At 73.9% G+C, this 13,653-nt stretch carries 11 protein-coding genes; 5 read left to right on the top strand and 6 right to left on the bottom strand.

Annotation, left to right across the window (positions count from 1 at the left end):
* Positions 1–274: 274 nt before the first annotated feature.
* The gene (locus PV963_RS35365; RefSeq protein WP_274820536.1) at positions 275–1,225 is read right to left on the bottom strand and encodes a LysR family transcriptional regulator; all 951 of its coding nucleotides are present in this window, start codon (positions 1,223–1,225) and stop codon (positions 275–277) included.
* Positions 1,226–1,312: 87 nt separating this feature from the next.
* Between PV963_RS35365 and lpdA the strand changes: the two genes are divergently transcribed.
* From lpdA to PV963_RS35350, 3 genes are all read left to right on the top strand, one after another.
* On the top strand, positions 1,313–2,788 hold the full coding sequence (lpdA, locus tag PV963_RS35360; protein ID WP_274820535.1) for a dihydrolipoyl dehydrogenase: 1,476 nt from the start codon (positions 1,313–1,315) through the stop codon (positions 2,786–2,788).
* Positions 2,789–3,151: 363 nt separating this feature from the next.
* Positions 3,152–4,354 carry an IS110 family transposase gene (locus PV963_RS35355; protein WP_274814173.1) on the top strand — a complete coding sequence of 401 codons (1,203 nt, stop codon included), beginning with the start codon at positions 3,152–3,154 and terminating at the stop codon, positions 4,352–4,354.
* 93 nt (positions 4,355–4,447) lie between these two features.
* Complete coding sequence (locus tag PV963_RS35350; protein ID WP_274820534.1) at positions 4,448–5,698, top strand: M14 family zinc carboxypeptidase; 1,251 nt, start codon at positions 4,448–4,450, stop codon at positions 5,696–5,698.
* An 88-nt stretch (positions 5,699–5,786) separates the two neighbouring features.
* Here PV963_RS35350 and PV963_RS35345 read toward each other — a convergent pair whose 3' ends face one another.
* Both PV963_RS35345 and PV963_RS35340 read right to left on the bottom strand, forming a co-directional pair.
* On the bottom strand, positions 5,787–7,139 hold the full coding sequence (locus tag PV963_RS35345) for a M14 family zinc carboxypeptidase (protein ID WP_274820533.1): 1,353 nt from the start codon (positions 7,137–7,139) through the stop codon (positions 5,787–5,789).
* 201 nt (positions 7,140–7,340) lie between these two features.
* On the bottom strand, positions 7,341–7,892 hold the full coding sequence (locus PV963_RS35340) for a DUF1707 and FHA domain-containing protein (RefSeq protein ID WP_274820532.1): 552 nt from the start codon (positions 7,890–7,892) through the stop codon (positions 7,341–7,343).
* A gap of 173 nt (positions 7,893–8,065) precedes the next feature.
* Here PV963_RS35340 and treZ point away from each other — a divergent pair, with 173 nt between their 5' ends.
* Complete coding sequence (treZ, locus tag PV963_RS35335; RefSeq protein ID WP_274820531.1) at positions 8,066–9,811, top strand: malto-oligosyltrehalose trehalohydrolase; 1,746 nt, start codon at positions 8,066–8,068, stop codon at positions 9,809–9,811.
* A gap of 6 nt (positions 9,812–9,817) precedes the next feature.
* Here treZ and PV963_RS35330 read toward each other — a convergent pair whose 3' ends face one another.
* On the bottom strand, positions 9,818–10,798 hold the full coding sequence (locus PV963_RS35330) for an aminoglycoside phosphotransferase family protein (RefSeq protein ID WP_274822206.1): 981 nt from the start codon (positions 10,796–10,798) through the stop codon (positions 9,818–9,820).
* A gap of 47 nt (positions 10,799–10,845) precedes the next feature.
* Positions 10,846–11,973 carry an aminopeptidase P family protein gene (locus PV963_RS35325; RefSeq protein WP_274820530.1) on the bottom strand — a complete coding sequence of 376 codons (1,128 nt, stop codon included), beginning with the start codon at positions 11,971–11,973 and terminating at the stop codon, positions 10,846–10,848.
* 185 nt (positions 11,974–12,158) lie between these two features.
* Here PV963_RS35325 and PV963_RS35320 point away from each other — a divergent pair, with 185 nt between their 5' ends.
* A complete protein-coding gene (locus PV963_RS35320) occupies positions 12,159–12,914 on the top strand; it encodes a phosphodiesterase (RefSeq protein WP_274820529.1) in 756 nt (251 codons plus the stop codon).
* Between the two features lie 42 nt (positions 12,915–12,956).
* Here PV963_RS35320 and PV963_RS35315 read toward each other — a convergent pair whose 3' ends face one another.
* The gene (locus PV963_RS35315; RefSeq protein ID WP_274820528.1) at positions 12,957–13,517 is read right to left on the bottom strand and encodes a PDZ domain-containing protein; all 561 of its coding nucleotides are present in this window, start codon (positions 13,515–13,517) and stop codon (positions 12,957–12,959) included.
* Between the last annotated feature and the right edge of the window lie 136 nt (positions 13,518–13,653).

The following is a 13,653-nucleotide window of genomic DNA, read 5'->3' as shown; positions in this document are numbered from 1 at the left end:
GTCGATCCGCGCCAGGGCGACCCGCCGCCGGACCCGGCTCAGCTCCGGAAGCACGTGCGGGACACAGCAGCGCGGCCCTCGCGCATAGCGTGGCGCCGGGGCCGCCGGCATGCGACGCGTGGGAGGGCGGCACCGCGAGCGCGTGCGGGGCACCGCAGCGCGGCGCCCGCGCGTGGCTGGCGCCGGGGCGGCCCCGGGCGTCGCGGCGTCACGCACGCGTGGTCCGCGCGTGGCAGCGCGTGGCACCCCACCACCCACCCCTCCCCTGCCCTGCTCAGGCGACCGCGGGTCCGGCCTCAGGACAGTCCTCGTACGCGCGCAGCGGTGCGGCGGGAGCGACGCGCTGGTGGGGCCAGGCCGACTGCAGCAGGTTCACGAAGGCCTCGGCCGCCCCGGTCGGTGGCAGTCGGGAGAAGACCGTCAGGGTGCGCTTCCAGGCTGGGTCGGGGGTGAGGACGACGCAGCCGTCGCCGACCGCGTCGCGCACGAGGTGCGAGGGCACGGCGCAGACGCCCACCCCGGCGGCGGCCATCCGTACCGCCGTGGAGCTGTGCTCGGTGCACACGGCGGTGCGCGGGGTGAATCCGGCACGGCCGCAGACCCAGTCGAGGAAAGGTTCGCCCCGGACGACGGGTTCCATGGCGCAGCGCACCCAGGGGCGGTCGGCGAGTTCGGGCAGCGTCACCGTCGTACGGCCGGCGAAACGGTCGTCGAAGGGCACCACGAGGACGATGTCCTCCTCGCCGACCGGCACGACGGTCCCCGGCCAGTCGGCGGGTGCGGGGCCGACGGCGAGGTCGGCCGCGCCCCGCTCGACCTGTTCCTCCAGAGCCGGCGAGGAAGCGTACTCGTGGAGGTGCAGCAGCACGCGCGGATGGGCGGCGCGCCAGCGGGCGAAGACGTCCGGGAGGACACCGACCGCGACGGAGTGGACGGCGGCGATGTGCAGTTCACCGCCCTCGGCACCGGCTGCGGCGCGGGCCGCGCGGCGGGCCTGCGCGGCGCTGCGCACGGCGAGTTCGGCGTGCGGCCGGAAGGCGCGTCCCATCGGGGTCAGGCGCACGCCGCGCGGCATGCGCTCCAGCAGCGCGCCGCCGACCGACCGTTCCAGGGCCTTGATCTGGTGGGACAGCGCGGGCTGCGAGACGTGCAGGAGCTCGGCCGCGCGGGTGAAGGACGCCTCCTCGACGACCGTCAGGAAGTACTCCATCTGCCGCAGGCTCATGGACGGCCCCTCCCATAAACGCCCTGCATCGATTCCACAAGAACATTGCCTTGGACTCATGGCAATGGCCCGGCGGAGGCTGAGGTCATGAACACACCGGACGTCATCGTCATCGGCGGCGGCACGGGCGGTTACAGCACCGCCCTGCGCGCCGCGGCCCTCGGTCTGGACGTCGTGCTCGTCGAGCGGGACAAGGTCGGCGGGACCTGTCTGCACCGCGGCTGCATCCCGAGCAAGGCGATGCTGCACGCGGCCGAACTCGTCGACGGCATCGCCGAGGCACGCGAGCGCTGGGGCGTGAAGGCGACGCTGGACACCGTCGACTGGCCGGCCCTGGTGGCCACGCGCGACGACATCGTGGCCCGCAACCACAGGGGCGTGGAGGCCCATCTCGCCCACGCGGGCGTGCGGGTGGTGAGGGGCAGCGCGCGGCTGACGGGGCCGCGCTCCGTGCGGGTGGAGGGCGTGCACGGCGAACCCGGCCGGCACGGCGAACCCGGCCGGCACGGCGAACCCGGCGTGCACGGCGAACCCGGGGTGTACGACCTCTCCGCACGCCGTGGGCTCGTGCTCGCGACCGGCTCACGGCCACGCACACTCCCGGGGCTCGCACCGGACGGACGGCGCGTGGTGACGAGCGACGACGCCCTCTTCGCTCCCGGGCTCCCGGCGTCCGTGCTCGTGCTCGGAGGCGGTGCGATCGGCGTGGAGTACGCCTCCTTCCACCGCTCCCTGGGCGCCGACGTCACCCTGGTGGAGGCCGCCGACCGGATCGTGCCGCTGGAGGACGCCGAGGTGAGCCGGCATCTGACCCGCGGTCTGAAGAAGCGCGGCATCGACGTGAGGGCCGGCGCCCGGCTCCTGGACGCCGAGGTCCTCGACGACGGGGTACGGGCACGCGTGCGTACCGCCCGGGGCGAGACCCTCACGGTCGAGGCCGAACGGCTGCTGGTGGCGGTCGGACGGGCCCCGGTCACCGACGGCCTGGACGTCGCCGCCGCGGGCCTCACCACGGACGAGCGCGGTTTCGTCGTACCGGCCGACTGGGACCGGCTGGAGACGGCCGTGCCCGGCATCCACGTCGTGGGCGACCTGCTGCCACCGCCGTCGCTCGGACTGGCCCACGCCTCGTTCGCGGAAGGGCTGTTGGTGGCCGAGACGCTGGCGGGCGTGCCGTCCGCGCCCGTGGACTACGCGGCCGTGCCCCGGGTCACGTACTCGTCGCCGCAGACCGCCGCCGTCGGTCTGAGCGAGGCCGAGGCACGCGCGCGTGGGCACGAGGTGGAGACCAACAGCATGCCGCTGACCGCCGTCGCGAAGGGCATGGTGCACGGACAGGGCGGCATGGTGAAGGTCGTCACCGAGGCCGGCGGCGGACGCGTGCTGGGCGTGCACCTGGTGGGCCCGCACGTGTCGGAGATGATCGCCGAGAGCCAGCTGATCGTCGGCTGGGACGCGGAGCCGTCCGACGTGGCCCGGCACGTCCACCCGCACCCGACCCTGTCGGAGGCGGTCGGCGAGGCGTTCCTGACCCTGGCCGGACGCGGGCTGCACCAGCAGTGACACTGCCCCGGTGACGCCACGCCCGCGACGGTGGCAACACACCGTCAGGGCGCCTGCCGCGCACCGGCCGGCCATGCTCCCGGGCCCCCCTGGAGCCTCCCCCCGTTATGTTCTTCGCGGTCCTGCAAGAGGGCCACTGGCCTCCGGGCCCGGTATGGCTGGTCCCCCCTGTCGAACGGATGACCTGGGGGGTGGTGCCACCGGGCCCGAGAGGCGCCGTGGGAGACGCTGATGAGAGGTCCGACTACCGCCCGGCCGGGCGCAATGCCCGGCCCTTCGCAGGCGGCAGGTCTGCATAACGTGGATGCGCGCACGACGCCAACGCCCGGGCCAGTACCGCACCAACCCGTTCGGGAGGACGGCTTGAACGACAGCGACGAGATAGGCGTCTTCCTCGGCCTGGACGTCGGCAAGAGCGCCCACCACGGGCACGGCCTCACCCCGACCGGCAAGAAGGTCTTCGACAAGCAGCTGCCCAATACCGAACCGAAGTTGCGGGACGTCTTCACCAAGCTGAAGACCAAGTTCGGCACCGTCCTGGTGATCGTGGACCAGCCCGCCTCGATCGGCGCCCTGCCCCTGACGGTCGCCCGCGACGCGGGCTGCAAGGTCGCCTACCTGCCCGGACTCGCCATGCGCCGGATAGCCGATCTCTACCCCGGCGAGGCGAAGACCGACGCGAAGGACGCCGCGGTCATCGCCGACGCGGCCCGCACGATGCCACACACCCTGCGCTCGCTGGAGGTCAGCGACGAGATCACCGCCGAGCTGACAGTTCTGGTCGGCTTCGACCAGGACCTCGCGGCTGAGGCCACCCGCACCAGCAACCGCATCCGCGGCCTGCTCACCCAGTTCCACCCCAGCCTGGAGCGCGTCCTCGGCCCCCGGCTCGACCATCAGGCCGTCACCTGGCTGCTGGAACGCTACGGATCTCCGGCCGCGCTGCGAAAAGCCGGCCGCCGCAGGCTCGTTGAGGTGATCCGGCCCAAGGCTCCCCGGATGGCGAAGCGGCTGATCGACGACATCTTCGAGGCCCTCGACGAGCAGACCGTCGTCGTTCCGGGCACCGGCACGCTCGACATCGTGATCCCGTCGCTGGCCCGCTCGCTCAGCGCCGTCCATGAACAGCGACGGGCGACGGAAGCCCAGATCGCAGCCCTGCTGGAGGACCACCCTCTTTCAAAGGTCCTGACGTCGCTGCCCGGCGTCGGCGTCAGGACCGCCGCCACGCTGCTGGTCACCGTCGGCGACGGCACCAGCTTTCCCACCGCCGCGCACCTGGCCTCCTACGCCGGCCTCGCCCCGACCACGAAGTCGTCGGGCACCTCGATCCACGGCGAGCACGCCCCACGGGGCGGCAACCGGCAGCTCAAACGGGCGATGTTCCTGTCCGCGTTCGCCGCCCTGCACGATCCCGCCTCCCGCACCTACTACGACAAGTGCCGGACCAGAGGAAAGACCCACACACAGGCCCTCCTCCGGCTCGCCCGGCAACGGATTAACGTGCTGTTCGCGATGCTCCGCGACGGCACCTTCTACGAACCCAGAACCCCACGCCTCGCTTGACGAAGGACATAGAGGCACCCCCCCGTCGTGCCCTTGACACCGCACCATGGCCGTGGGGTACTGCGATTGCGAACTCGGGCGGATGTGACGGGGGTGAGTGTCCTGCCGGAGCTGCGCTACCCGACGGTGGCCGAACAGGTCTTAGCCGCCCGGGCGTTGACCGCTCACCGGCCCGGGATGTGCACCCTGCGGCAGGTGGGTGTCTCGCGCGCGGGCAGACCTTTGCACCTGCTGTCGGTGGGCCGCGCCCGCCGCGCCGTGCTGGTGGTCGCCGGCGCCCACGCCAACGAGCCGACCGGCTCCTGCACGCTGCTCGCGCTCGCCCGACGGGTGCTGGAGGAGCGGGAGTTGCGCGACGGCATCTCCTGGCACTTCCTGCTGTGCGCGGACCCCGACGGGGCGAGCCTGCACGTGACTCCGGCGCCGCGCAGCCTGTTCGACTACCACCTCGGCTTCTTCCGTCCCGCGGGCCCGGAGCAGCCGGAGTGGGCGCCCTCCGTGCTGCCGCCCGACCGGCTGCCGCCCGAGACCCGGGCCCTGACCGGCGTCATCGACGAGCTGCGCCCCTACCTCCAGGTGACCCTGCACGGCACGGACCTGGGCGGCAGCTGGGTGCAGTTGACGAAGGACGTGCCCGGGCTGGCCGAGCCGTTCGCCAAGTCCGCGGCCGAGCTGCACATCCCGGTGGAGACCGGCGCCTCGGACGCCGCGGGCTGGCCCGCCTCCGGACCGGGAGTGCACGTCATGCCCGCGCCGGAGGCAGGGCCCGCGTATCCGAGCCTGCCGGACGACGCGCGGCACAGCACCTGGTACCACGCCCACCGGTACGGCGGTCTGACCGCGGTGGTCGAGGTGCCGATGTGGGCGAGCGACCTGGTGGACGACCCGGCTCCGCATCCGGCTCCGGCGGCGGCGATCGGGCGGCTCGCGCGCCGACTGGAACGGGACGCGCTGGAGGTGACGCGGGTGCTCGACGGCGCGCTGCCCCGGCTCGCGGATCTGGACGGGCCGTTGCTGCGGGCCGCGCGGTGGGGGCTGGAGCTGGTGCCGGGGCTGGCCGACGACCTGGTGCGCACGCCGCCCGCCGACCGCACCCGGGCGTACGTCGGCAGTGTGGACGCGTTCGCGCGCCGCGTGCCGCTGCGGGCGGCGGCGATGCTGCGGCGGGTGCTGCGCGGGACCGACGACCGGGCGGCCGAGCAGTTGGAGGAGCTCGTGGCGACCTGGAGCGGCGCTTTCGCGGAACGTTTCCGCGCCCGCTGGGTGCCGTTGGAGCACCAGGTCGAGCACCAGTCCCGCACGGTGGTCGCCGCGGCGCTGCACGCGCGCGAGGGGGCGTCGTAGACCCCTGCGGCGTCACAGATCCCCCGTGGCCGGCCGGGCCGAGCCGACGCCGGCGGACACCGGCCCCGTCCGCGCCGAGAGCGGTGCGTCACTCCCGCTGCATCGGCACGGCCGCCCCTGACTCCCACCCCGGCTCGCCCGAGCGGGAGCACGCGCGCGTGTGCCGCCCGGCCAGTTCGAAGGCGGCGAGCACGACGCGTGCCTGGTACTCCGCCTGGCGTGCCACCGGGATCCAGCGCGCCCCGCAGCCGTCGCGGTAGTCGGCGCACCATTCGTCGATCAGCCGGTCCAGTTCCGGCAGCGCCCCGGCCGGGTCGTGGCCGGCGGCCCGCACGAGCTGGTGCAGGAGCCCGGCGGTGCGCAGGGCCAGCCGTCGCCCGGAGATGCGCAGGGCGGCGAGGTGGGCGGTGCTCAGGTCCGGAAGGGGGTGGGCCGCGCCGTCGCCGGTGTCGGGGTCCCAGGCGTCGGCGAGGCCGGGGCAGACCAGTAAATAGTCGTCGACCGGGGCGAGCAGGCGCGCCGCGTCGGGGACCGCGGCGAGGTGCGGCCGGACGCGGGCCAGGAGGTGCCGCAGGAGCCCCGTGTCGTGACGCAGGGTGCGGCTCACGGCCCGCAGCACCGCGTCCCGGTCGGCGGGCGGGGAGCCGTCCGCCACGGCCGCCACGCCCCACATGGGCGCCTCGACGACCGCGGTGACGGTGCCGTGCCGGTGCGGGTGGAACCACGTCGACTCGACGGCGGCCTCCGTTATGGCCGCGGCCAGGTCGGCCCGGCGCGGCGGCGGGATCCGGTAGACGGCGGGCCCGAGGTCGGGCCAGTACAGGGCGTCGTAGGCGCCGAGTTCGCGGGGGATGCCGAGCCGGGCGGCGATATGGGCGAGACGCTGGGCGAGGCCGGGCAGGTCACGGGTGAGCTCGACGAAGCCGCCGCCGACGTCGACGCCGTGCAGGGAGCACTGCAGGAACGGCCGCAGTTCGTCCTGGACGTCGAGCAGGGCGCGGGTCTCCGGCAGGGCGGCGCCGGCCGCGCCGTCGGGCAGCCATTCGGGCTGTTCCAGGAAACCGGGCCGGAAGAAGTTCCGGAAGTACTGGCCGAGGGCGTACGGGCCGGTCAGCCAGCCCTCGTTGCGGCGCAGGCCGTCCGGGTCGAGACACAGCAGCAGGTTCCAGGTGGCGTCGGCTCCCTCGGTGAGCCGCGGGTCGGCCAGCGCCCGCTCGGCCAGGCGCAGCACGGTGGCGCCGCCCACGGGTTCGTTGGCGTGCGGACCGGCGACGACGAGGGCCTGACGGCTGCCGTGGCCGACGGAGAGCAGCCATATGGGCGTGCCCGCGCGGGACGTGCCGATCCGGCGCAGCCGGGCCTTACGCGGGTGGCGGGCGACGAAGGCGGCGGCCCGGGCGCCCAGTTCGTCGACGGTCGGGTAGCGCGGGAGGGGCGGCAAGCACACCTCCCCAATGCGGTGCCGTCGCTTCACCAGCTGTACATGGCGTACGCACAGTCAGTCACGACTTCGGGGGTACGTCAACACCGCGGAGAGCAATGGGTTTTGAGCCACTCCCCAGGGATCGACAGCTGGTAAATCCAAGGCCAGAGCTAAGGTATGGCTCGGTTTCCGGTCAGCCGGCCGCGCGCCGGATCCCGGTCAGCCGGCCGCCAGCCGGAACATCATCCGCCCGAAGCCCACCTGGTCGCCCTCGCGGACGACGGCCGCGCCGACCACGCGCCGGCCGTTCACCGTCGTGCCGTTGGTGGAGCCGAGGTCGCGCAGGACCCACATGCCGCCCTGGTGGCGGAGTTCGGCGTGGACGCGGGAGACCGTCTCGTGGTTCAGGCGCAGTCCGCTGGCGGGGTCGCGGCCTATGCGCAGCGGATGGCCGTTCGCCGGGTGGGGCAGCAGCAGCTTGGGCAGCTTCTCGGCCTGCCAGGCCCTGCGCAGCCGTACGGTGAATCCGGAGACCGCCTCGACGGTGCCGAACACCAGGCGGGAGAAGCGGCTCTCCGTGGGCAGGTCGGCGGTGAGCACGGCGAGCTCGTCCGGGCGGCGGGCGGCGAGCGCCAGTTCCATGCGGCGGATGAACGTGTCGTGGGACAGGCGGCCCATGGCGACGCCGTCACGGAGCACCTTCAGCGCCCTGTCGCGCTCCACGTCGGAGAGCCGCGCCGGGTACGTGTTGAACTCGAAAGACGACGTCACGCTCGTGATTGTCGGGCAGCGCGGCCGGGCTGTCCAGAAAACGGGAAAACGGCCGCCACGCGCGCGGAGCCGGCGACACCCGCCGCAAATGGATGGATGCACCAGCGGATTGATCGCGTTTGACGCACCATGGACGGGCTACATCACGGTGAGCAGACGAAGGGGAACCGTCCGTGCAGTTCGAGGTGTGGGCACCGCAGGCAGGCCGTGTGACGCTCCAGTGCGACGGCGTCACCCGCGCGTTGGAGCGCGATCCGCAGCGGGCGGGATGGTGGCGGGGCGAGGCGGACGCGCGCGAGGGGTCCCGGTACGGCTTCGCGCTGGACGACGGCCCCGTACGGCCCGATCCGCGCTCGCGCCGGCAGCCGGACGGCCCGGACGGGCTGAGCGCGGTCGTCGACCACGAGCGGTACGAGTGGCGCGCCCAGTGGCGGGGGCGGCCGCTGCCCGGCGCGGTGCTGTACGAGATGCACGTCGGGACGTACACCCGCGAGGGCACCCTGGACGCGGCCGCCGAGCGGCTCGGCCATCTCGCCGAACTGGGCGTCACACACGTGCAGCTGATGCCGCTGTGCCCCTTCCCGGGCACGCACGGCTGGGGGTACGAGGGCGTCTCGCTGTGGGCCGTGCACGAGCCGTACGGCGGGCCCGATGCGCTGAAACGCTTCGTCGACCGGGCCCACGAACTCGGCCTGGGCGTGGTGCTCGACGTGGTGCACAACCACTTCGGCCCGTCCGGGAACTACCTGCCCGTCTTCGGGCCGTATCTCACGGACACGCATCACACGCCCTGGGGCGCCGCGGTCAATCTGGACGCGCCCGGCTCGGACGAGGTGCGCGCGTTTCTCATCGGCAGCGCGCTGGCGTGGCTGCGCGACTACCGGATCGACGGGCTGCGCCTGGACGCGGTGCACGCCCTGGTGGACACGCGCGCGTTCCACTTCCTGGAGGAGCTGTCGACGGCCGTGGACGCCCTGGCCGCCGAGGTGGACCGGCCGCTGTTCCTGGTCGCCGAGTCGGACCTGAACGACCCGCGGCTCATCACCTCCCGGGACGAGGGCGGCCTCGGGCTGCACGCGCAGTGGAACGACGACTTCCACCACGCCCTGCACACCACGCTGGCCGGCGAGTCGCAGGGCTACTACGCCGACTTCGCGCGCGCTCCCCTCGCCGGGCTCGCCAAGACCCTCACCGGCGGCTACTTCCACGACGGGACGTACTCCAGCTTCCGGGGACGGCGCCACGGGCGCCCCCTGGACCGTACGCGGGTCGCCGGGCACCGGCTGCTCGGCTACAGCCAGACCCACGACCAGGTGGGCAACCGCGCCCAGGGGGACCGCCTTTCGGCCCTGACCTCCCCCGGACTGCTGGCCTGTGCGGCCACGCTGACCCTGACGGCCCCCTTCACGCCGATGCTCTTCATGGGCGAGGAGTGGGCGGCGGGCACGCCCTGGCAGTTCTTCACCGACCACACCGACCCGGAGCTGGCGGACGCGGTACGGCGGGGCAGGCGGCGGGAGTTCGCCGCGCACGGCTGGAAGGAGGAGGACGTGCCCGACCCGCAGGACCCGGCGACCCGGGACCGCTCCTGCCTCGACTGGTCCGAGCCGGAACGCGAGCCCCACGCGCGCGTGCTGGCCTGGTACCGGCGGCTCCTCGCCCTGCGCCACGAGCAGCCCGACCTGACCGATCCCGACCTCGCCGACACCAAGGTCGCCTACGACGAGGAGCGCCGCTGGATCGCCTTCCGGCGCGGGGATGTCCTCGTGGCCGTGAACCTGGCGCGGGAGCCGGCCGCCCTGTCGCTCGGCGTCCCGCACGCGCGCGTGCTGGCCGCGTGGGAGCCGGTGGAGACGCCCGGGGCCGACGGGGTGGTGCACGTGCCCGGGGAGTCGGGTGTGGTGCTGTTGCAGGAGTGAGGTCCGCTAGAGGGCGTCGTCCGTGTCCCGCAGGTCCGTCACCCGTTCCAGCAGGATCGGTTCCCAGGCCCGGCGCACCTGGGTGCGCAGCAGGGTGAGCCGGCCCGCGTCCCGGCTCGTGAGGGCCCCGGCGAGGTGGACGACCGTGTCGCAGCGGGCCAGCCACAGGCCGCGCAGGCAGGGGCGGGCGCCGTAGCCGGCGAGGGTGGCGGCGCGTACGGCGGCGGGTGAGCCGACGGCGAGCGCGAGGCCCGCGATGTCCTCGGCCGGATCGCCGACGACCCCGTCGGCCCAGCCGAGGACGCCGCGCACCCGTCCGTCGGCGCTGACGACGAGATGGCCGCCCGTGAGCGCGTGGTGGGTGAGGACCGCCGAACCGGACTGGGCGGCGAGCTGGGCCGCGGCGGCCGCCGTGAGCTGGTTCAGGCGGGCGGCGTCGAACTCGTCGGCGCCGGCGAGGCGTTCGGCGGCGCGTACGGCGGCGCGGCGCAGCCCCTCCAGGGAGCGCGGCGCGGCACGCGGCACGCCGAGGGTCTCGGCCTGCCGGACGGGCACCTCGCGCAGCCCCGTGAGCAGTCCGGCGAGGTCGGCCTCTCCGACGGCGGACACGTCGTGTTCCTCGCCCGAGCCGCCGGGCACCTTGGTGTCCAGCGTGTAGGTCAGTCCGGGCGCCCATTCGCCGTGCGCCACGCTGACCGGCACCGTCACCGGGACGTGCGGGCGGACGAGGTCGCGCAGGCGCAGTTCGCGGCGCTGGCGCACGGTGGCCTCGCGGTCGGGGGCGAGGCGCAGCACGTGGCGGGTGCCGACCCACCAGGTGGCGGGTTCGGCGCCCTCGGTGGCCGGCCGGACGTCGGGGCCGCTGCCCTGCGCGGTCTCCTCGCCGCCCCGGCCGTCCCTGCCGCCCTTGCCGTCCTTGCCGTCTTTGAGCAGGGAACGGACCAGTCGGCGGACGGTGTCCGCGGTGGGTGTCGGTGCCTGGGTCATGGTCGCGCCGTTGCCGTTCGGGAGGCGTGTGGGGGACATCGGTGGCGTCACTCCACTATGACCAGCTCGCGGGAGGTGGTGTTCAGCCGCCGTCCGCCGTCCTCGGTGACGGTCACGATGTCCTCGATGCGCACGCCGAACCGGCCGGGCAGATAGATGCCGGGTTCCACGGAGAAGCACATGCCGGGCACGAGGGGCCGCTCCTCGCCCTCGATCATGTACGGCGGTTCGTGGGTGGTGACGCCGATGCCGTGTCCGGTGCGGTGGATGAAGTACTCGCCGTAGCCGGCGTCGGCGATGACCGCGCGGGCGGCCCGGTCGACATCCTGGCAGGCGGCGCCCGGCCGCACGGCGCGGAACCCCGCCTCCTGGGCCTCGCGCACGATGTCGTGCACGCGGCGTTCGGCGTCGGTGGGTTCGCCGACGTGGACCGTGCGGGAGGTGTCGGAGCCGTAGCCGTCCTTCAGGCCGCCGAAGTCGAGGACGACCATGTCGCCGCTTTCGATGACGCGGTCGCCCGCCTCGTGGTGCGGATTGGCGCCGTTCGGGCCGGAGGCGACGATGGTGAAGTCGACCGTCTCGTGCCCGTGCCGGCGCAGGAGCCGGTCGAGGTCGGCGGCCACCTCCGATTCCCGGCGGCCGGCGAAGGGGACGTTCCGGATCTCCTCGAACGTCGCGTCGGCGGCGGCTCCCGCGGCCGTCATGAGCTCCAGCTCCGCCGCGTCCTTGACGGCGCGCAGCATCGGCAGGGCCTCGGTGAGCGAGGTGTAGGAGCTGCCGGGCACCGCCTGCTGCAACGCCAGCAGGTGCAGGGCCCAGGCGTTGTCGCTGATGCCGAACCGGCCCGAGGCGTCGAGCAGGGCGGCGGTGGCGGCGTAGGGGTCCTTGCCATCGGTCCAGTCGCGCAGGGTCAGGGCGGGCGCGCCGGCCGCCTTCTGCGCGTCCGGGGCCTCCAGCGCGGGGACGACGAGGACGGGGTCCTGTCCGGCGGCGAGGACCAGCAGGGTGAGCCGTTCGGTGACCGCCGGGGGCGCGTAGCCGGTGAGCCACACCAGGTCCGGTCCAGGGGCCACCAGCAGGCCCGCGAGACCGGCCTCGGCGGCCGTCCGCGCGGCGCGCTCCATACGGGCCCCGTAATCGTCGGCGGTGAAGGACGCGGCCGTGCTTCCGGTCATCCGGGCCTCCCAGGGACGGACGAAGGGGCTACGGGCAGCATCCTGCCCGGCCGGAGGGGGCAGCGCGAGCCGTCTGCGCACTTCCCACGAGCATCGTCATTAATGGCAGAGGATTGTCCATACGTTAGATGTAATGCTTAGATGCTCGGCATCCATTAGCCGTTCGATCGAGGGGGCGTACGACCGTGCTCGTACTGGCACACATCAGCGATCTGCATCTGGACGGGAGCGCGCGGGCGACGGAGCGCGCCGAGCGGGTGCGCGACCGGCTGTGGCAGTGGCCGGGGAACGTGGACGCGTTGCTGGTGACCGGGGACATCGCGGACCACGGCACGGAGCCGGAGTACGAAGAGGCCGCCCGCATCCTGGGGCTGCGCGACGGCGAGGCCCCGTTCCCCGTACTGACCTGCCCGGGCAACCACGACAGCCGCGCGCCCTACCGCAAGGCGCTGCTGGGCCTCCCGGCGGCGCAGGGGCCCGTCAACAGCGTGCAGGTCTTCGACGACGGTGCCGTGCTGATGTGCGACTCCAGCATCCCCGGCAGCGACGCCGGGGAGCTGGACGAGGAGACCTACGACTGGATCGAGACGACCCTCGACGAACTCGACGGCGGCCTTCCGGCCCTGCTCGCCTTCCACCACCCGCCGGTGGCGCTGCACCACCCGCTGCCCGACTCCTGCCAGTTGCGGGAGTCCGGCCGGCTGTCCGGCCTGCTGGACCGCCGGCCCGAGATCGCCGGGCTGATCACCGGCCACGCGCACACCCCCGCCGCGACCTCGTTCGCGGGGCGGCCGCTGGTGGTCGGCCCCGGTGTGACGTGGACGCTGCGGCTGCCCTGGGAGGGCGAGCAGGTCGCCGACCGGGACGCGCCGCCCGGGGTCGCCTTCCACGTCCTGGACGACACGGGGCGGCTGACGACCCACTTCCGGGTGGTCACGTGACGACGTGGTCATGTGACGACATGGTTCACGGGACGACGTGGTTCACGTGACGACAGCCGGTACGACCGTCAGCTGCTGGTAGCCGCCGCTGCGGTGCCGCACCGTCAGTTTCACCTTGGCGCCCGGGCGGGCACGGGCGACGGCCCTGGCCAGGTCGGCGGCCGTGTCGATACGGGTCTTGCCGAAGACGAGGAGCAGGTCCCCGCGCACCAGGCCCGCCTCCTGGGCCGGCCCGGGAACCTGGAGCCCGACGACCAGGGCCCCCGGCTTCCCGGCGTCCATGACCTGCACGCCGAGGGTCACGGCGGCTGGCGCGGACACGGCGGCGGACGGCGAGGGGCTGGGCGGCGACGGCGTGTGCCGCCCGCGCGGATCGATGACTCCGTCCTTGCCGATCACCGTGGCGGCCATCGCCCCGAGGCTGATCCCGGACAGGACCAGGACCGCGCCGACGAACCCGGCGAACAGCACGTTGAGCAGCCGCCTCCCGCGGCGCCGGGCGGCGCGCAGGCGGGGCCGTGAAGGGCCGGACCCCGTCGCCGACACCGCCCCGTCGGGCTCCTGACCCGGCATCGGCTTGGGTCGCAGCGCGGTCTGTTCCATGGCTCGCCTCCGGATGGTGCGGATCGCCTCCGTCGGATACGGAAGGATCACGGCTGGTGCTCTACCCGGCGCTCCGGCGCGCGATGAGCCACGAACGAGTGAGACTGATCCGACATCGGTGCGAGCCGTGGTCGTG

Source organism: Streptomyces coeruleorubidus (assembly GCF_028885415.1).
Lineage (GTDB): Bacteria > Actinomycetota > Actinomycetes > Streptomycetales > Streptomycetaceae > Streptomyces > Streptomyces coeruleorubidus_A.
The sequence above is the reverse complement of the archived record's forward strand: the minus strand, read 5'-3'. Positions and strand labels throughout refer to the sequence as shown.

Coding starts and splice junctions, on each gene's coding strand:
- PV963_RS35325 (WP_274820530.1), bottom strand. CDS start 11,973: ATGACCGGAAGCACGGCCGCGTCCTTCACCGCCGACGATTACGGGGCC.
- PV963_RS35365 (WP_274820536.1), bottom strand. CDS start 1,225: ATGAGCCTGCGGCAGATGGAGTACTTCCTGACGGTCGTCGAGGAGGCG.
- lpdA (WP_274820535.1), top strand. CDS start 1,313: ATGAACACACCGGACGTCATCGTCATCGGCGGCGGCACGGGCGGTTAC.
- PV963_RS35315 (WP_274820528.1), bottom strand. CDS start 13,517: ATGGAACAGACCGCGCTGCGACCCAAGCCGATGCCGGGTCAGGAGCCC.
- PV963_RS35330 (WP_274822206.1), bottom strand. CDS start 10,798: ATGACCCAGGCACCGACACCCACCGCGGACACCGTCCGCCGACTGGTC.